The 16,972-nt window shown below is 63.3% G+C and carries 18 protein-coding genes and 1 pseudogene; 8 read left to right on the top strand and 11 right to left on the bottom strand.

The window, feature by feature from the left end; all coding sequences use genetic code 11:
- Nucleotides 1-117: 117 nt before the first annotated feature.
- The 5 genes from V1279_RS17455 to V1279_RS17435 form a co-directional block, all read right to left on the bottom strand.
- Complete coding sequence (locus tag V1279_RS17455) at nucleotides 118-387, bottom strand: hypothetical protein (RefSeq protein WP_334438119.1); 270 nt, start codon at nucleotides 385-387, stop codon at nucleotides 118-120.
- A 107-nt stretch (nucleotides 388-494) separates the two neighbouring features.
- Nucleotides 495-1,004: a cyclic pyranopterin monophosphate synthase MoaC gene (gene moaC / locus V1279_RS17450; protein WP_334438116.1), complete on the bottom strand. Its 510-nt coding sequence runs from the start codon at nucleotides 1,002-1,004 to the stop codon at nucleotides 495-497.
- A gap of 3 nt (nucleotides 1,005-1,007) precedes the next feature.
- The gene (trpC, locus tag V1279_RS17445) at nucleotides 1,008-1,829 is read right to left on the bottom strand and encodes an indole-3-glycerol phosphate synthase TrpC (protein WP_334438113.1); all 822 of its coding nucleotides are present in this window, start codon (nucleotides 1,827-1,829) and stop codon (nucleotides 1,008-1,010) included.
- Nucleotides 1,830-1,846: 17 nt separating this feature from the next.
- Nucleotides 1,847-2,860, bottom strand: coding sequence for an anthranilate phosphoribosyltransferase (trpD, locus tag V1279_RS17440; protein ID WP_334438110.1), 1,014 nt, complete (start codon nucleotides 2,858-2,860; stop codon nucleotides 1,847-1,849).
- Between the two features lie 75 nt (nucleotides 2,861-2,935).
- The gene (locus tag V1279_RS17435) at nucleotides 2,936-4,837 is read right to left on the bottom strand and encodes a peptidylprolyl isomerase (protein ID WP_334438107.1); all 1,902 of its coding nucleotides are present in this window, start codon (nucleotides 4,835-4,837) and stop codon (nucleotides 2,936-2,938) included.
- A gap of 251 nt (nucleotides 4,838-5,088) precedes the next feature.
- Here V1279_RS17435 and tpiA point away from each other — a divergent pair, with 251 nt between their 5' ends.
- On the top strand, nucleotides 5,089-5,841 hold the full coding sequence (gene tpiA / locus V1279_RS17430; RefSeq protein ID WP_334438105.1) for a triose-phosphate isomerase: 753 nt from the start codon (nucleotides 5,089-5,091) through the stop codon (nucleotides 5,839-5,841).
- On the opposite strand, the gene V1279_RS17425 is transcribed toward tpiA, so the two are convergent.
- The 3 genes from V1279_RS17425 to V1279_RS17415 are packed head-to-tail and all read right to left on the bottom strand — an operon-like array spanning nucleotide 5,838 to nucleotide 7,349.
- Nucleotides 5,838-6,404, bottom strand: coding sequence for a GNAT family N-acetyltransferase (locus tag V1279_RS17425; protein WP_334438102.1), 567 nt, complete (start codon nucleotides 6,402-6,404; stop codon nucleotides 5,838-5,840). The genes tpiA and V1279_RS17425 overlap by 4 nt on opposite strands.
- 21 nt (nucleotides 6,405-6,425) lie before the next feature.
- On the bottom strand, nucleotides 6,426-6,776 hold the full coding sequence (locus tag V1279_RS17420; RefSeq protein ID WP_334438100.1) for a hypothetical protein: 351 nt from the start codon (nucleotides 6,774-6,776) through the stop codon (nucleotides 6,426-6,428).
- A 6-nt stretch (nucleotides 6,777-6,782) separates the two neighbouring features.
- Complete coding sequence (locus V1279_RS17415) at nucleotides 6,783-7,349, bottom strand: helix-turn-helix domain-containing protein (RefSeq protein ID WP_334438098.1); 567 nt, start codon at nucleotides 7,347-7,349, stop codon at nucleotides 6,783-6,785.
- Nucleotides 7,350-7,575: 226 nt separating this feature from the next.
- On the opposite strand from V1279_RS17415, the gene secG reads away from it, so the two are divergent.
- The 7 genes from secG (at nucleotide 7,576) to V1279_RS17380 (ending at nucleotide 14,232) form a co-directional block, all read left to right on the top strand.
- Entirely contained in the window at nucleotides 7,576-7,956 is a 381-nt protein-coding gene (gene secG / locus V1279_RS17410; RefSeq protein ID WP_334438094.1) for a preprotein translocase subunit SecG, read from the top strand.
- Nucleotides 7,957-8,122: 166 nt separating this feature from the next.
- On the top strand, nucleotides 8,123-9,754 hold the full coding sequence (locus V1279_RS17405) for a CTP synthase (RefSeq protein ID WP_334438091.1): 1,632 nt from the start codon (nucleotides 8,123-8,125) through the stop codon (nucleotides 9,752-9,754).
- A gap of 180 nt (nucleotides 9,755-9,934) precedes the next feature.
- Nucleotides 9,935-10,261: an NIPSNAP family protein gene (locus V1279_RS17400; RefSeq protein WP_247515329.1), complete on the top strand. Its 327-nt coding sequence runs from the start codon at nucleotides 9,935-9,937 to the stop codon at nucleotides 10,259-10,261.
- A 93-nt stretch (nucleotides 10,262-10,354) separates the two neighbouring features.
- A complete protein-coding gene (gene kdsA / locus V1279_RS17395; protein ID WP_334438085.1) occupies nucleotides 10,355-11,206 on the top strand; it encodes a 3-deoxy-8-phosphooctulonate synthase in 852 nt (283 codons plus the stop codon).
- Nucleotides 11,207-11,237: 31 nt separating this feature from the next.
- Nucleotides 11,238-12,413, top strand: coding sequence for an MFS transporter (locus V1279_RS17390; RefSeq protein WP_334446438.1), 1,176 nt, complete (start codon nucleotides 11,238-11,240; stop codon nucleotides 12,411-12,413).
- 126 nt (nucleotides 12,414-12,539) lie between these two features.
- Nucleotides 12,540-13,007, top strand: coding sequence for a hypothetical protein (locus V1279_RS17385; protein ID WP_334438082.1), 468 nt, complete (start codon nucleotides 12,540-12,542; stop codon nucleotides 13,005-13,007).
- The gene (locus V1279_RS17380; RefSeq protein WP_334438079.1) at nucleotides 13,000-14,232 is read left to right on the top strand and encodes an HlyD family secretion protein; all 1,233 of its coding nucleotides are present in this window, start codon (nucleotides 13,000-13,002) and stop codon (nucleotides 14,230-14,232) included. Before V1279_RS17385 ends, V1279_RS17380 begins: the two co-directional genes overlap by 8 nt.
- 63 nt (nucleotides 14,233-14,295) lie before the next feature.
- Here V1279_RS17380 and V1279_RS17375 read toward each other — a convergent pair whose 3' ends face one another.
- The 3 genes and pseudogenes from V1279_RS17375 to queF form a co-directional block, all read right to left on the bottom strand.
- Entirely contained in the window at nucleotides 14,296-14,856 is a 561-nt protein-coding gene (locus V1279_RS17375; protein ID WP_334438076.1) for a hypothetical protein, read from the bottom strand.
- A gap of 8 nt (nucleotides 14,857-14,864) precedes the next feature.
- Nucleotides 14,865-16,451: a tetratricopeptide repeat protein gene (locus V1279_RS17370; protein WP_334438073.1), complete on the bottom strand. Its 1,587-nt coding sequence runs from the start codon at nucleotides 16,449-16,451 to the stop codon at nucleotides 14,865-14,867.
- A gap of 164 nt (nucleotides 16,452-16,615) precedes the next feature.
- Nucleotides 16,616-16,909 (bottom strand): annotated as a pseudogene (gene queF / locus V1279_RS17365) (preQ(1) synthase); the annotation flags it as partial.
- Nucleotides 16,910-16,972: the final 63 nt, after the last annotated feature.

Below are 16,972 nucleotides of genomic sequence, written 5' to 3'. Positions count from 1 at the left end.
GGCCGTCGGCAACCACAGGGAACATCGTTCGACCATGGAACCGGCTGGGCGCGATCGTGCAAAAAAATCGGCGGACCCGATGCGGGCGGTCCGCCGATCGATTGCGGGATCGGCGGATCACTGCATGCGTGTCGCGGATGTGCGTGCGCGCTTCCTCACGACGACACCGGCTGTCGGCGAGCCATCCGGCATCACGTAGTTCTGGTTGAACCGCCGCGGATCGGTGTAGGGATTGCCCGGACCTTTATTCTGGCAGTTGGCGTTTGGATAGAAGAACGCGCAATAGCCGGGTTCGGAGATCACCTCCTGTGCCATGGCAGGTGTCATGGCAGGTGCGGATATCACGGCCAACGCAGCCGCCGCGCCAACAAGCCTGTAGATCGACATCGGATTCCTCCTTGTGAAGGTCCCGAAGAAGACAACCCTGCAAGCGGTAGCGCATTCCGCACCGCGCCGGTCACACAGACGTGACAATTGCGACGCTGCCGTCAGGCTCACCGCTCCGCGCGATAATGGCCGGACTTGCCGCCGATCTTCTCGACGAGATGGATGCCTTCGATGCGAACGCCGCGCTCGACCGCCTTGATCATGTCGTAGATCGTAAGACACGCGACCGACACTGCGGTCAGCGCTTCCATCTCGACCCCGGTCGGGCCGGTGACCTTGACGGTGGCGCGGACGATGCAGCCGGGCAATTTTTTGTCGGGCGTGATGTCGAGCGTCACCTTGGACAGCGCCAGCGGGTGGCACAGCGGGATCAGTTCCGATGTGCGCTTGGCCGCCATGATGCCGGCAATGCGGGCGGCCCCCAGCACGTCGCCCTTCCTGGCATTGCCGGAGACGATCAGATCAAGCGTCGCCTTGCCCATGACCACGCGTCCCTCGGCCACGGCCGTGCGCTCGGTCGCTGCCTTGGCTGAGACGTCGACCATCCGCGCTTCGCCCGACGCATCGATATGGGTGAGGGCGGAGCCAGCCTTGTTGTTGGAAGCCTTGCCGGCCATCTGCTAGCCGGTCCCGGTCGCACGCGAGCCATCGGCGCGCGTCAGCAGCGCGCGGGTCGCTGCCGTCACATCGGCCTGCCGCATCAGGCTTTCGCCGACCAGGAAGGTCGACATGCCGACGCGCTCGAGGCGGGCGAGGTCCGCAGGCGCAAAGATGCCGCTTTCGCCGACCATCAGGCGATCACGCGGGATCAGCGGCGCCAGCGCCTCGCTGGTCGCCAGCGTGGTTTCGAAGGTCCTTAAGTTGCGGTTGTTGACGCCGATCATCGGCGAGCGAAGTTTTAGCGCGCGGTCGAGCTCGGTGCGATCGTGGATTTCGATCAGCACATCCATCCCAAGCGCGATCGCGGCGTCCTCGAGATCCTTGGCGGTGGCGTCGTCGAGCGCGGCCATGATGATCAGGATGCAGTCCGCGTTATGGGCGCGGGATTCCACCACCTGATAGGTGTCGAACAAAAAGTCCTTGCGCAGCACCGGCAAGTTGGTGGCCGCGCGCGCCGCGACCATGAAGTCGAGATGGCCCTGGAACGAGGGCGTGTCGGTCAGCACCGACAGGCACGCCGCGCCGCCAGCTTCATAAGCCTTTGCCAGCGCCGGCGGGTCGAAATCGGCGCGGATCAGTCCCTTCGAGGGCGATGCCTTCTTCACTTCCGCGATCAGTGCATAGTCACCACGCGAAAGCTTTTCCCGGATCGCACACACGAAGCCACGCGGCGGCGATGCCGCTTTGGCGCGGGCTTCGACCTCGGACAGCGGATACGCCCGCTTGGCGGCGGCAATCTCCTCGCGCTTGTAGGCTTCGATCTTCGTCAGGATATCGGACATCTCTGGCGCCCCTCGGATCAGCCGCGTGAGACCGCGATCAGGTGTTTCAGCCGCGCCGCCGCCGCGCCGCTGTCGAGCGATTTGGCGCCGATCGCGACGCCGTCCTTGAGGTCCTTGGCGCGGCCGGCCACGATCAACGTTGCCGCGGCGTTCAACAGCGCGACGTCGCGATAGGGGCTGGGCTTGCCGTTGAGCACGCTCGAGAGCGCCACCGCGTTGGTGTCCGCGTCGCCGCCCCTAAGCGCGTCGCCGCTGCAGCAGGTGAGGCCTGCATCCTCCGGCGTCACCTCGAATGTGCTGATCTTGCCGTTGTCGAGGCTGGCGACGAAGCTCGGGCCAGTGAGGGTGATTTCATCGAGTCCGTCGGAGCCGTGCACGACCCACACAGATTCGGAGCCGAGATTTTTCAGCACCTGCGCCAAGGGCTGCACCCAGTGCCGGGAGAACACGCCGACCATCTGCCGCTTCACGCCGGCCGGATTGGAGAGCGGGCCAAGCAGGTTGAAGATCGTGCGGGTGGCGAGCTCGACCCGGGTCGGGCCGACGTTCTTCATGGCCGGATGATGCGCAGGCGCGAACATGAAGCCGATGCCGGCCTCGGCCACACAGCGGCCGACCTGCTCAGGCGTGAGGTCGATCTTGACGCCGAGAGAAGCCAGTACATCGGCCGCGCCCGAGCGCGACGACAGCGCGCGGTTGCCATGCTTGGCGACGGGTACGCCGGCGCCCGCGACGATGAATGCCGCGCAGGTCGAGACGTTGACCGAACCGGAGCCGTCGCCGCCGGTGCCGACCACGTCGACCGCGTCCGCGGGCGCGTTGACCCGCAGCATCTTGCTGCGCATCGCCGCCACCGCGCCGGTGATCTCGTCGACGGTTTCACCGCGGACCCGCAGCGCCATCAACAGCCCGCCCATCTGCGAGGGCGTGGCCTCGCCGGACATCATGCTGTCGAAGGCGGAGGACGCCTCTTCACGTGACAGCGTCGCGCCGGTGGCGACTTTTCCGATGATAGATTTGAGGTCGTCCATCGCTTGGGCTTTCAGGATTGGGTGTCGTCTTGAAGCATGACCGGCTGCAAACTTCAGGTTATCCCGCGATCATGCTCAGTTGTTAGCGCCCGTCACCTGCGCGAAGGCGGCCTGGTTGATGGAGGTGCCGATCTCGGATTCGATCTTCGTCACGTATTGCGCGACCTGTTCGTCGGTCAGACTGCGCTGCAGCGTCTCCTTCAGTTTCTTCAGTTCTTCGGAGGCGGTGTCGACCGGCGGCACGGTCACATCGGTAACGCGGAACACGATCCACTCGCTGCCACCTGTGCCCGGCGTCTGCCCGACGCCGTCCTTGGCGGTCCGAAACGCGGCCGTGATGGCGGCGGAAGGTACGCCTGGAAGCGAGACGTCGCGGCGGAAACCGGTCGCGGTCTCGACCTTCGATCCGACCGCAGCCGCTTCGGCCGCGAGCGTGCCGCCTTGCTCGACCTTCTGTACCATCTCGGTTGCTTTCGCGCGCAGCTTGTTCGAAATCTGGTCTTCGCGCCATTTCGCCTCGACCTGGCTGCGGACCTCGTCGAGCGGGCGCTCGCGCGAGGGCGTGACGCCGAGCACGTCGTACCAGACATAGCCGCCGGCAAACTGGATCGGTTCGTTATCCACGCCGACATCGCTGTTGAAGGCCTGCGAGACGACGTCGAGGCCGCGCGGGATATTCGCCACCGGCTGGCCGTCGGGCGTGCGGCCGGAGCGGTCGACGGCGTCGATCGTGACGGCGGTCAGGCCGAGCTTCTGCGAAGCCTCCACCACATTGGCGCCGCCGCTGCGCTCGTCTTCCATCTTGTTCTGGATTTCGCTGACCTTGGCGCGCGCGCGTTCGGTCGCGATTTCCTTCTTTACCTGGGCGGCGACGCTTTCATAGGTCGGCGTCACGCCCGGTTCGATCTTGCCGACCTTGACCAGCGCCACGCCGAACCGCCCTTGCACCGGCTGGCTGACTTCGCCAGATGGCAGCGAGAACGCCGCATCCGCAATCGCCGGATCGATGATCGCGCTCTTTGCGATCATGCCGAGATCGACGTCGGCCAGATTGAGATTGCGTTCCTTCGCGACGTCGTCGAACGACGTTCCCGAGGTGATGCGGCCGCGCGCGGCCAGCGCCTCGCCTTCGTTCGGAAAAAACATCTGCGACACTTCGCGCTTTTCCGGCGTCCCGAGCTGGTCGCGGCGCTGCTCGAAGATTTTCTTCGCGTCCTCGTCGGAGACCTCGGTCCACTTGCCGATCTCTTCGGGGCTGATCACCACAAAGGACAGTTTGCGATATTCGGGTGCCCGGAACTGGGTCTTGCGCTCCTCGAAATAGGCGGCCAGCGCCTCGGGCGAGGGCGGGTCGATCGTGCCGGCCTGCGCGGCGTCGAGTTTGACGTATTCGATCGAGCGCTGTTCGTTCTGAAAACGGGTCATGGCGTCGATCAGGACCTTCGACGGCTCCACCCCGGCCGAGACGGTGCCGGCGATCTGGCGCCGCAGCCCGACGCGCCGCTGCTCGGCGAGATAGCGTTGCTCGGTGTAGCCGAACTGCCGGATCGTGGCCTGGAAGCGCTGCGCGTCGAACTTGCCGCCCAATCCTTGGAAATTGGGGTCGTTGTAGATGAGCCGCATGGTCTCATCCTGGGACTGGGCAAGCCCCATGCGCCGGGCTTCCTCGTCCAGCGCGGCTTCGGCGATGGTCTGTTGCAGCACCTGCCGGTCGAGCCCGAAGGCGCGGGCCTGTTCCGAGGTCAGCGGACGGCCGAAACGACGGCCGAGCTGCTGCAGCTTTTCCGTGTAGATCTGGCGGAACTGCTCGGTCGAAATCTCGGTCTTGCCGATCTTGGCGAGCGACGACTGGCCGAACCCCTTGAAGATGTCGGCAATGCCCCAAACTGCGAAACTGACAATCAAAACGCCCATCACGGTGGCCATGACAATCTTGCCGAGCCAGTTTGATGAGGCTTTCCGAATTCCTCGAAGCATGGGTCCAACTTGTTTTTTGCAGGAGAGGGGAACCGGGTCGTGCCCTAGGGAATTCGATCCGGGACCGAAAACCGCAACAAAGCGTCACCGAGTTGAAAACGCATCATAAAGTGGCCGCAGCCCCCCCGCAACCTCGCCCGCATGGGCTAATTGAAGCGGTTTATGGCGGCGGGACCGTCCGACGGTATCTGGAACTGGCGGCGTGCCTCTGCTAGCGCATCTATAACGCTGACATTTGCGGGATAATTGACATGACCGACGCCATCCGGCCGCTGATCGCCGGCAACTGGAAAATGAACGGCCTGAAATCTTCCCTGGCCGAGTTCGAAGCTATGATCGCCGGCGCAGGCGCGCTGGCCGGCAAGGCCGACCTGCTGGTTTGCCCCCCGGCAGCCCTGATTGCCGGTTTCGCCGACAAGGCGCTCGGTTCAAAACTCGCCGTCGGGGCCCAGGATTGCCATCCAAAGGCCTCGGGCGCCCACACCGGCGATCTCTCGGCGGAAATGCTGGCGGATGCCGGCGCCAGCGCCATCATCGTCGGGCATTCGGAGCGGCGTGCTGACCATGGCGAGACCGATGCGCTGGTCCGGAAGAAGGCGGAAGCGGCCTGGCGGGCGGGGCTTTCGGCGATCGTCTGCATCGGCGAGACGCAGAAGCAACGCGATGCCGGCCAGACGCTGGAAGTCTGTGGCGGGCAGCTCGCGGGCTCGTTGCCGGATGGCGCTACGGCGGCCAATCTGGTGGTGGCCTATGAGCCGGTCTGGGCGATCGGCACCGGGCTGACGCCGACACCTGGAGATGTCGAGCAAGTTCATCGCTTTATCCGCGGCGTTCTCACCAGCCGATTTAAGGCTGAAGGGAGCAAGATCCGGATTCTGTATGGCGGTTCGGTCAAGCCCTCCAACGCGGCGGAATTGATGGCAGTTGCCGACGTCAACGGCGCACTGGTCGGTGGCGCCAGCCTGAAAGCGACGGATTTTCTGGCGATTGCCGAGGCATGCTAGGGCGTTTTCGAGCGAAGTGAGCTCTCGCTCAGGGCGGGCACGCCCTGCTGCAGCCGCTTCCAGTAGATCAGCGTGCCGGTGAGCCCGCCGTGCGGTTTCACAGCATAGTCCGGTATTAGCCCAGTCAGCTTGAATCCCATCCGCTCGTACAGCCCTGCCGCGCCTTCGTCTTCGGCGGTATCGAGCACCAATAGCCAGCGCCCGCGCGCGATCGCCAGCCGCTCGGCCTCGCGCAGCAGCGCCGTGGCGATCCCGCGGTGGCGGTGACTGACGCGCGTCATCATCTTCGCGATCTCCGCACGATGCGGCTGGTTCGGCGGAAGGTCGAGCAAGAGCGTCACGGTCCCGATCAGGCTCTCACCATCAAATGCGCCGAGAACGATCCGCTCACCCCGGCCGGCAGCGGCGAGCGAGTCGCGCCAGAAAGCCTCGGCCGCCGCCCGTGACAGCGGATGCATGAAGCTGACCGAGCCGCCATTCGCCACGGTTTCGATCAGGATTTCACTAAGCATCGCGCTGATTTCGGGCGAAGGGCTAAGGGCTTTGATCTGGATATCCGACATGAGGATGAATTTCCGCGATGGTCACTTTCGATGATTGACGGTGCGGGCGGAGCGCGCCCGCTTGATCTGCGCAATGCGTTCGACATCCTCGATCTGCAGGTGACGGCCGCGTTCGAGAATTTCCAGCGTGTATTCTTCGTAGGTGAGGCCGAGGCGCTCGGCTTTCCTGATCCGAAATGCGACGATGCCGGGCGAGGGGTTTTTCCAGGCCGCGCGATGCGCCGTTTTCCAGTAGAAATAATTCCCGATTCCCCCGTCGCCCCATTCAGGCCGGTGCTCGTCGAGCGGCGGACCGCCATTGTGGCCGGCGGGAGTGAGGTTTGCCGGATCCGCCGGGTCGGACGGTGAACGCCTGGTTTCGATCTCCGCCATCGCCTGCTAGCTCCGGGCAAGGGCGATGACGTAAGTGCAGGGCACGGCGCTTTCGTTGGCAAACGTCACTTCCGCCGGCGGACCGAATCCGAGGCAGTCGCCGGTGCCGAGTTCGTGGCGCTCGCCGCCATCGATCAGGATGAGCGCGCCCGACAACACCCAGAGGACCTGGCGGATGTGTGCGTAGGATGAGGCGGGCAGCGTCACGCGCTGTTTCGCCGGCATCTCGACCTTGATGATCTCGACGGGATGATCGGGGCGGTTGAACACCTGCGTGCGCAGATAGCCGGTCTCGGGATCGCGCCACACCGGCTGCTCGGCGGCGCGCGAAAGACGCCCACCCTGGCCTTCGGCACGCAGCATCAGGCCGGCGAGGGTGAGATCGAAAGCGCTGGCGAGCCGAACCAGCACCACCGCGGTCGGGCTGACCTCGGCGCGCTCGATCTTGCTGATGGTCGCCTTGGAAACCCCGGAGCGCTCGGCCAGATCCGCCAGCGACCAGCCGCGGCTGTCGCGCTCGAGCCGCAGGCGGTGGGCGAGCCGGGCGCTGAGATCGTCTACTATAGTATCCATCCGTCTATTATAAGAGAAATTGCTGCGACCTCAACTCCGGATTCAAACGTCGCGCGAGAGCCGGGGACAGCCTTGCCGTCGCGCCTGCGGCAATTATCTCCACGGTGGCGGTTGGGGGTGACAATGCCCCGTCCGATCGTGTAACACCGCGCAACTTCAGGAAAACCCGCAAGCTCTTGGTGCAGCCGAAGACCGGCGCGCTTCGCTTGTGACGGAAGGTTTTGAGATGCAGACCGTCATTATCGTCGTTCACCTCATGATCGTCTCGGTGCTGATCGGCGCCGTGCTGCTGCAGAAATCCGAAGGCGGCGGCCTCGGCATGGGTGGCGGCGCCGGCTTTATGTCGAGCCGCGGCACCGCCAATCTCTTGACGCGGACGACGGCGGTCCTGGCGGGACTTTTCTTCCTGACCAGCATGGCACTGGCCTGGCTCGCCGGCGTCGATCGCAAGCCGGCCTCGATCCTCGGCCCCGCGCCGACGACGCAGTCCCAGCCGGGCGGCGCGACGCCGGTCGCTCCACCGACCTCCGGCGGCGTGCTCGATACGCTTAAGAAGGTGGATGAACAGCAGGGCCAGTCGGGTCCGCAGGCGCCGCGTTCGCAATAAAGCAGGGTGGCTATGCAGGGCGGCCGCTACCGTCCTGTATCAGAACTTCCCATCAATGCTTTGATATCGCTCTAAATTTCACGTCACCCACAGCCCGGCGGAATGTTTGCCCGCGCATGCGATTCGTTTTGGCGAATCGGGGCAGTGGCCTTAAAGGTAGAATCCCATGGCGCGGTACATATTCATCACCGGCGGCGTGGTTTCTTCGCTCGGAAAGGGTCTGGCTTCGGCGGCACTCGGTGCCCTGCTGCAGGCTCGCGGGTACAAGGTCCGTCTCCGCAAACTCGACCCCTATCTCAACCTCGATCCCGGAACGATGTCGCCGTATCAGCACGGCGAAGTGTTCGTGACCGACGACGGCGCCGAGACCGATCTCGATCTCGGCCATTACGAGCGCTTCACGGGGCGTCCGGCCACCAAGGCCGACAACATCACCACCGGGCGTATCTATCAGGACATCATCACCAAGGAACGCCGTGGCGATTATCTCGGCGCGACTATTCAGGTGGTTCCGCACGTCACCAACGCAATCAAGGAATTCGTGCTCTCGGGCAACGACGAATACGATTTCGTGCTGGTCGAGATTGGCGGCACCGTCGGCGACATCGAAGGCCTCCCGTTCTTCGAAGCGATCCGTCAGCTCAAGAACGAGCTGCCGCGCGACCATGCGGTCTATATTCATCTGACGCTGCTGCCGTTCATTCCGAGCGCGGGCGAGCTCAAGACCAAGCCGACCCAGCATTCGGTGAAGGAACTGCGTTCGATCGGCATCCAGCCGGATATTTTGCTGTGCCGCACCGACCGTGAAATCCCGAAGGAAGAGCGGCGCAAGCTCGGCCTGTTCTGCAACGTGCGCGAAAGTGCGGTGATCGAGGCGAGGGACGTCGACAATATCTACGCTGTGCCTGAGGCCTATCACGTCGCTGGCCTCGACGATGAGGTGCTGGCCGCGTTCGGCATCACGCCAAAGATTCCGCCGGCGCTGCAGAGCTGGAACGTCATCAACGAACGCGTGCGCAACCCGGAAGGCGCGGTGACCATTGCCATTGTCGGCAAATACACCGGCATGAAGGACGCCTATAAATCGCTGATCGAGGCGCTCTCTCATGGCGGCATCGCCAACAAGGTTAAGGTCAATCTCGACTGGATCGAGAGCGAAGTGTTCGAGAACGAGGACCCGGCGCCGTTCCTCGAGCACGTCAACGGCATCCTGGTCCCGGGCGGCTTCGGCCAGCGCGGCGCGGAAGGCAAGATCCGCGCGGCGCAGTTCGCGCGCGTCCGCGACGTGCCGTATTTCGGCATCTGCTTCGGCATGCAGATGGCGGTGATCGAGGCCGCGCGCAATCTCGTCGGCATCGAGGAAGCGAACTCCACCGAGTTCGGTCCCACTCCCGAACCGCTGGTCGGCTTGATGACGGAATGGCTGCGCGGCAACGAACTGGAGAAACGTTCGAAATCCGGCGACCTCGGCGGCACCATGCGCCTCGGCGCGTATCCTGCGGCGCTGAAGCGCGGCAGCCGCGTCTCGGCAGTCTATGGCGGCGCGACCGAGATTTCCGAGCGCCACCGCCACCGCTACGAGGTGAACACGGCGTACAAGGACCGCCTCGAGCAGCACGGCCTGCGCTTCTCGGGGCTTTCGCCCGACGGCGTGCTGCCGGAGATCGTCGAATACGAGGACCATCCCTGGTTCATCGGCGTGCAGTTCCACCCCGAGCTGAAGTCGCGCCCGTTTGAGCCGCATCCATTGTTTGCGTCGTTCATTCAGGCAGCGGTGGTGCAGAGCCGGCTGGTGTAGACCTGCTGCAGAATCGTAGGATGCGCAAAGCGAAAGCGTGCCCACCATTCGTGCAACAATTCCGAGAGGAGGGTGGGCACGGCGCTTCGCGCCTTTGCCCACCCTTTGACGAACGCTTCAATTGTTGCGACAAACCGCTCCCGTGACCTGCAAGAACAATAACCTTTGGGAGCAAAGCCGATGATCATGGAAATGCGCGTCTATCGTTGCCTGCCAGGCCGCCTGCCAGCGCTGATGAAGCGGTTCGATACGCTGACGCTGAAATTGTGGGACAAGCACGGCATCAAGCAGGCCGGCTTCTTCACCACACTGATCGGCACCTCCAATCAGGAACTGACCTATTTCGTCGCGTGGGATTCGCTCGCCGATCGCGAAAAGAAATGGACCGCATTCCAGAGCGATCCCGACTGGATCGCCGGCCGCGCCAAGAGCGAGGAGGACGGCCAGATCATCGATAACATCGTCAGCCAGTTGCTGGTGCCCACGGCGTTTTCGGCGGTAAAATAGCCGCCGGTGAAACCCTGATATTCAGGGGTTAAACGGGGTTGATCCTGAAAGCGCGGACCGGCATGGTCCGCGCCGAATACAAAGGAAACTCCCTTGAACGTGAATCTCCAGGCAGCCCCGGTCGTCACTGTTGGATCGGTCAAATTCGGCAACGACTTGCCGATTTCGATCATTGCCGGACCGTGCCAACTGGAGAGCCGCGCGCACGCGCTCGAAGTGGCGAGTGCGCTGAAGGAGATCGCCGGTCGGCTCAAGATCGGCCTCGTCTACAAGACCTCCTTCGACAAGGCTAACCGCAGCAGCGGATCGGCTCCGCGCGGCATTGGCCTGGCGCAGGCGCTACCGATTTTCGCAGAGATCCGCTCGTCGCTGGGATTATCTGTCCTCACCGACGTGCATGAACCTCCGCAATGCGCCGAAGTTGCGCAAGCGGTCGACGTGCTGCAGATCCCGGCATATCTGTGCCGGCAAACCGATCTCCTGCTGGCAGCCGCCGCGACCGGCAAAGCCGTCAATGTCAAGAAGGGCCAGTTCCTCGCGCCGTGGGACATGGCCAACGTCGTCACCAAAATCACCGGCGGCGGTAACCCGAACGTGCTTGTCACCGAACGCGGGGCGTCGTTTGGCTACAACACGCTGGTCTCTGACATGCGCGCGCTGCCGATCATGGCGCGCACAGGCGCGCCCGTCATTTTCGACGCCACCCATTCGGTGCAGCAGCCGGGCGGGAAGGGGGCGTCGTCGGGCGGCGAGCGCGAATTCGTGCCCGTGCTGGCGCGCGCCGCGGTGGCCGTCGGCGTCGCCGGCGTGTTCATCGAGACCCATCCCGATCCCGATCGCGCTCCGTCGGACGGACCCAACATGGTGCCGCTGCGCGAGTTCGAGGCGTTGGTGAAGAATTTGATGGACTTCGACGCGCTTTCGAAGCGCGACGCAACACAATGAGACGGATATCGCCGTGACCGCCGCGAGCCGTATGCCGCCGGCGCTCAATATCATTGCGCTTGCGACCTTTTCGGCAGCCCTGTCCGCCCGCGCGCTCGACCCGGTGTTGCCGCATGTGGCCGAGGATTTTTCGGTCAGCATCGCGACCGCCGCCAGTTTCGCCGCCGCTTTCGCCTTCACCTTTGCCATCATCCAGCCGGTGCTGGGCGCCGTCGCCGACATGTTCGGCAAGGCTCGCCTGATGGTCGTCTGCCTGGCGCTGCTGGGCCTTGCCAACATTCTCGGTGCGGTGGCGACGTCGTTCCCGTTGTTGTTTGCGTCCCGCATTCTGGCCGGTATCGGCTCGGGCGGCGTGTTTCCGATCGCGCTGGGGCTGACCAGCGATCTCGTCGGGGCTGAGAAGCGGCAGATCGCGATCGGGCGCACGCTGGCCGGCGCCATGACCGGTAATTTGCTGGGTGCCTCGGTGTCCGGCCTGATCGGAGACTTTCTCGGCTGGCGCGGCGTGCTCGCCGTGCTGGGTCTGATTGTCGTGGTGGCCTCGATTGTGGTGGCTGTTGGATTTCGCGGCGCGGCGTTGACGCGCCCACCGCGAACCAGCCTGTCAGCCCTCAAGCAAGGCTATCGCACGATTTTCACCAACCCGAACGCGCGCATTTGCTACGGGGCGGTGTTCATCGAAGGCTGCTGCGTGCTCGGACTGTTTCCGTTCATCGCGGCCTTCCTGTTCGAGCTCGGCGAAACCTCGCTGTCGATCGCCGGCATCGTCATCGCGGGCTTCGCCGTCGGCGGGCTGTTCTACACCCTGACGGTGTCGCGTTTTCTGCCGAGGATCGGCGTCAACGGGATGATGATCGGCGGCGCGACACTGGTCGGCGTGCAGCTCATTGCGATGGCGATGGGGCCGGAATGGAGGCTGCAAACGCTCAGCCTGGTTTTCATGGGCTGGGGGTTCTACATGATCCACGGCAGCCTGCAGGTCTTCGCCAGCGAATTGTCGGCGGAAGCACGCGCCACCGCGCTGTCGCTGCACGCGTTCTTTTTCTTCATGGGCCAGACCATCGGCCCGATCGCCTATGGTTTCGGTATCCAGCACGCCGGCAAGGTCCCGACCTTGCTTGCCGCGGCGGCCGTCATGATCGCGCTCGGCTTTGTTTGCGCAAAACTGCTGCGCCAGACGCGGCCGGCGGATGCGAAAGCGGCCTAGTGGAGTCTGGTCGGACTCGTGCGCGCAGGCCGCGCCTTAGCACTTGCCAAGTTTTCACATTGTGTAAAGATTGAATCGAGCCGACCGCCCCCAGCGCGTTAGTTCCGTTATGAACGGAGGATTGCCTTGAGCGAGTCGATTCACCCCAGCGCACCGCATCATCTGCCGTCCTTCATCACCGCACCGGGTGACACCGACATCCTGATGGTCGCCGTCGGCATTTTTCTGATCGTCGTCGTTCTCGCGGTCGGCAATTTCTATCTGCACCTGCACTCGCTGCCGGAGCGGATGGCCCACAAGTCGCAGAAGTTCCAGTTTGAAATCGTGGCCGTGCTGGGCCTGCTGTCGCTGTTCACGCACAACCACCTGTTCTGGGTGATCGGCCTGTTCCTCGCCATGATCGACCTGCCGGATTTCAGCACGCCGCTGCGCAGGATTGCAGGGTCGGTCGAGAAGATGGCTGGCGTTCCGCCTGAACAGGACCCGACCGAGCCGCCAGTTGGAGACGCGATGCACGCTGCCGCAACCGCCGAGGCGAAAGCCCGCATCGAGAAGGCCGGTGGCGCCAAGAGCGAGGTGCAGGCCCATGTTTGAGCTGCTCCTCTGTTCGCTGCTGACGATCTTCCCGGATTATCTCTATCGCCGTTACCGGCAGGGCAAACGCCTCGGCAAGGAGATCACGCTGTATTCGGTCTGGTTCGAACTGCGATATGGCATCATCTCCTGTCTGATGCTCACCGTCGCGCTGATCACGATGATCTTCTACTATCATCCGTCGACCAATTCGGCGACGTTGTACTACCGGACCGTTCCGATCGTTCCCGAAATCACCGGCCGGGTGGCCGAGGTGAAGGTCGACGTCAGCGCGCCCGTCAAGCAGGGCGATGTGCTGTTCAGGCTCGACAGCGCCAAGCAGGAAGCGTCGCTGCAGACCGCGAGGCGGAAGATTGCCGAAGTCGATGCCGCGATGCTGTCGGCGCAGGCCGATATCCTGAAGGCGGAAGGCCAGCTTCAGGAAGCAAAAGGCGCGCTCCAGCAGGCAACGGACGAACTCGACACCAAGCGCGAGCTGCAGAAACGCAATCCCGGCATCGTGCCGCAACGCGACATCGAAAAGCTCGAAGTGGCCGCCGCCGGTCGCCAGGGCAGCCTCGATGCCGCGACCGCTTCCAAACAGTCCGCGATGACGCGACTAAGCGCGCTTCTCCCGGCGGAGAAGGCAAGCGCGGAGGCGGCGCTGGCCGAAGCGCAGGTCGATCTGGACAAGACCTTTATTCGCGCCGGTGTGGACGGGCGGGTCGAGCAGTTCGCACTGAGGCCGGGTGATATCGTCAATCCAATGATACGGTCGGCAGGCGTTCTGATTCCGGAGGGTGCAGGACGCCGTGCTCTCATGGCAGGGTTTGGGCAGATCGAGGCTCAGGTCATGAAGGCCGGAATGGTGGCCGAGGTCACCTGCATTTCCAAGCCATGGACGATCATTCCGATGGTGGTTACCAGCGTCCAGGACTACATCGCGGCGGGCCAGTTCAGGGGCGGCGAGCAACTGGTCGAGGCGCAGCAGGTCGTGCGTCCGGGCACCATTCTCGTTTTCATGGAGCCGATCTACACGGGTGGGCTGGAAGGCGTGACGCCTGGCAGCAGCTGCGTCGCCAATGCCTACACCAGCAACCACGAACTGATCTCGTCAGGGAAGGTCGGCTCGTTCAAAAGCTTTGGGTTGCATGTCGTCGATGCGACCGGACTCGTGCACGCGATGCTGCTACGGATTCAGGCCCTGCTGCTGCCGATCAAGACCCTGGTGCTGAGCGGGCATTGAGCGGGCCGCGATACAGCCGAACGGATGCGAAAACATGGCAACGAGTTCTCTGGCGCAGTGAGATTAGAGGCCAAGCGTGATCTCGGCCCAGCGCATCACAGTACTGCCATTGAGGAACTCGATCACGCCGGGCTCGATAGCTGCCGGCCGGTCGTGGCCGAGCACTGCCGTTGCTGCGATCATGTCGCAGCGTTCCCTGAAAACGACCGATATAGCCGTCTTGCCAAGTGGATTGCGAGCGTTGAGCGTGTAAGCGCGGCTGCGACCTTCCATCCACGCAATTCTGACTGGACGACTGGTGCCGAGCGGCGAGACTTCGCCGACAAGAACAAGATCTCCCATGCGGTCCACATCGTCGTCATCGGCTACGCCAGTCGTGCAATTGCAAAAGCCGATCTTGGCACGCAGATAAACGTTCACCTCGGCACCGCAATCCGCCGCTTTACAGCGGAACGCCTTTCCCTTCCCCCAGGGATCGATGGGGAAGGGCCAGGCTATCTCGGTCCATACCGGCGCGGTCGCAGTTGCGGCCACGTGCTGTGGCAGAGCGGACCATGCCAGCACCGCCGCCAGTACACTTCCCAGCGACGCTGCTACAATGGCGACACGACCTACCCGCCTCATTGCACCACCTAGTTGCTGGCGAGATACTTCTTCGCCGCCGCGACTTCTGGCCGTTCCGCGTCGGCATTCGCCGTCAGCTCCACGAGTTGCTGATAGTTGCGTCGTGCGGCAGCCTTGTCACCGAGCGTGTCGGCGGCCTTGGCGGAGCCTGCATAGGCTTGGAAGCGGTTCGGCTCCTTGGCCTTGGTGGCCTCGAAGGCCGCAAGCGCCTCCTTGGCCATGTTGCGATCGAGCAGCATGAAGCCGTAAAGCTCCCGCGCCGGCGCCAGCGGGCCTGGCGTGATCACATGCTTTTCGGTCTTGTCCTCAGCCTCCGCTGCAGCGCTCATGGCCTTGAGAGCTTCGTCGTATTTGCCCTCTGCGTGAAGCACCCAGGCAACGGCCACCTGACGCTGGATGTCGACGATCTCCGACCAATAATTATCCTTGGCTTCGCGCAACTTGTCGCGCAATTCCGCGAGCTTTTGGACGTCGGCCTTGGCGGCTTCCGGCTTGCCGGAGCGTGCGGCGCCGAGGGCACGGGCGAAGTGTGAGGTTGCCATCGCAAAGTTCAGGCCGCTTGGCCTGACAGACAGTTGGGAGGCGGCGTCCCAGTCGCCGCGCTCGATCGCATAACGGGCCGGCGAAGCCGCCAGCGCGTAGTCGGCTGCCGCGACCGTGGCCTTGAAGTCGGTCTCGCTCATCATGTCGTTCATGACGGCACGCGCCTGCTGGTCTTGGGCAAGTTGAAGGTGGGCATAAACCATATAATCCTGCGCGTGCAGATAATTGCCCACCGATTTTTCGGCCTTGGCTGCTTTTACGGAGGCAGTGTTGGAGGCGATCGATTCCTTCCAGTAGCCGACGCGGGTGTAAATGTGTGACGGCATGTGCTGGGCGTGCGGCGCGGCCGGCGCGATCTTGGCGTAACGGTTGGCGGCGTCGAGACCTTTTTGTGCGGTCGCCGGATAATCATAGAGATGGATCAGGTAGTGCGTTACGCCTGGATGCTTCGGCAGCCGTACGGACATTGGCTCCAGAATAGCGGCGCCCTTGGCCTGCTGTGCGTAGGTTTTGTCATTCAGATCCGCCGACGTGTTGAGCGTGATCGCGTAGGCGATCTGAGCCTCGTCGTCGTCTGGATATTTCGCTGCGACTTTCGCTTGCGCATCCCGCAAGGCGCGCATGCGCTGGGCGTGGGGAACTTTGTCGTAATCCGCGTACATCACCATAAGCGCATCGATGTAGTCGCGTTCGCGCTCAGTCTTGGCCCCCATTTCCTTGGCCTTCGTGATAGCAGCAAGGCCGGGCGCGAGATTCGGCCGCGGGATTGCGGCATGCGGGTTGTCCATCAGCGTGAGCGCGATGCCCCAATATGCCATGGCACATGTGGGGTCAGCCTTGATGACTTCGTCAAAGACCTCTTTGGCGTTGATGTACCAGTAGGAGTGCTGATAGCGCATCGCGCGATCGAAGCGACGCTGCGCGACGTCGTTGCAAGAGGTTTTAAAATGCACTTGACCGAGCTGCTGATCCACATCGTCCTGTGCAAGCAGCGGCTGGGATGTCGATAGGGTAAGAGCTGCAACGGTAAACCCGAGGAGAGACTTCCGCATGGCCTTCCTCCCTTTGGAGTATCTAGAAAAGAATGTATTGCACTATACGCCTTTCGTGCCTGTGCTTGAACGGATATGTGGACCATGGCAGCGCAACTGACCTTTCGGCCCTCGAGCTTAAAGGTTCTCGGAGGTCCGCTGCGAGTCCACCTTCTGATCAGCGCTTAACCCCGTCCGCGATAGGGCGCGACGCCCTGGTCAGGTACCCACATGCCGTTGGGGAGTTTGCTGGTCTGCCAGAATACGTCGATCGGGATGCCGCCGCGCGGATACCAGTAGCCGCCGATGCGAAGCCATCTTGGCTTGATCTCGGTCGCGATCCGCCTGCCGATCATGACCGTGCAGTCCTCGTGAAAGGAGCCGTGATTGCGAAAGCTCGCGACATAGAGTTTCAGCGACTCGGATTCCAGCAGCCACTGGCCCGGCACGTAGTCGATCATGAGATGCGCGAAATCCGGTGCTTGGCGAAAATCCCAACGTCCGGCATTACCGCGATGCTGACCGCCCTCGAGGTCAAGGTC

Source organism: Bradyrhizobium sp. AZCC 1610, from assembly GCF_036924515.1.
Taxonomy (GTDB): Bacteria; Pseudomonadota; Alphaproteobacteria; order Rhizobiales; family Xanthobacteraceae; genus Bradyrhizobium.
This window is presented reverse-complemented; position numbering and strand designations above follow the sequence as displayed.

Bases quoted from the DNA above. Each gene is read 5' to 3' on its own strand.
- trpC (WP_334438113.1), bottom strand. From the start codon at position 1,829: ATGTCCGATATCCTGACGAAGATCGAAGCCTACAAGCGCGAGGAGATT.
- V1279_RS17390 (WP_334446438.1), top strand. From the start codon at position 11,238: ATGCCGCCGGCGCTCAATATCATTGCGCTTGCGACCTTTTCGGCAGCC.
- V1279_RS17455 (WP_334438119.1), bottom strand. From the start codon at position 387: ATGTCGATCTACAGGCTTGTTGGCGCGGCGGCTGCGTTGGCCGTGATA.
- V1279_RS17415 (WP_334438098.1), bottom strand. From the start codon at position 7,349: ATGGATACTATAGTAGACGATCTCAGCGCCCGGCTCGCCCACCGCCTG.
- V1279_RS17405 (WP_334438091.1), top strand. From the start codon at position 8,123: ATGGCGCGGTACATATTCATCACCGGCGGCGTGGTTTCTTCGCTCGGA.
- V1279_RS17435 (WP_334438107.1), bottom strand. From the start codon at position 4,837: ATGCTTCGAGGAATTCGGAAAGCCTCATCAAACTGGCTCGGCAAGATT.
- V1279_RS17400 (WP_247515329.1), top strand. From the start codon at position 9,935: ATGATCATGGAAATGCGCGTCTATCGTTGCCTGCCAGGCCGCCTGCCA.
- trpD (WP_334438110.1), bottom strand. From the start codon at position 2,860: ATGGACGACCTCAAATCTATCATCGGAAAAGTCGCCACCGGCGCGACG.
- V1279_RS17380 (WP_334438079.1), top strand. From the start codon at position 13,000: ATGTTTGAGCTGCTCCTCTGTTCGCTGCTGACGATCTTCCCGGATTAT.
- V1279_RS17420 (WP_334438100.1), bottom strand. From the start codon at position 6,776: ATGGCGGAGATCGAAACCAGGCGTTCACCGTCCGACCCGGCGGATCCG.
- secG (WP_334438094.1), top strand. From the start codon at position 7,576: ATGCAGACCGTCATTATCGTCGTTCACCTCATGATCGTCTCGGTGCTG.
- tpiA (WP_334438105.1), top strand. From the start codon at position 5,089: ATGACCGACGCCATCCGGCCGCTGATCGCCGGCAACTGGAAAATGAAC.
- V1279_RS17375 (WP_334438076.1), bottom strand. From the start codon at position 14,856: ATGAGGCGGGTAGGTCGTGTCGCCATTGTAGCAGCGTCGCTGGGAAGT.
- moaC (WP_334438116.1), bottom strand. From the start codon at position 1,004: ATGGCCGGCAAGGCTTCCAACAACAAGGCTGGCTCCGCCCTCACCCAT.
- V1279_RS17370 (WP_334438073.1), bottom strand. From the start codon at position 16,451: ATGCGGAAGTCTCTCCTCGGGTTTACCGTTGCAGCTCTTACCCTATCG.
- V1279_RS17425 (WP_334438102.1), bottom strand. From the start codon at position 6,404: ATGTCGGATATCCAGATCAAAGCCCTTAGCCCTTCGCCCGAAATCAGC.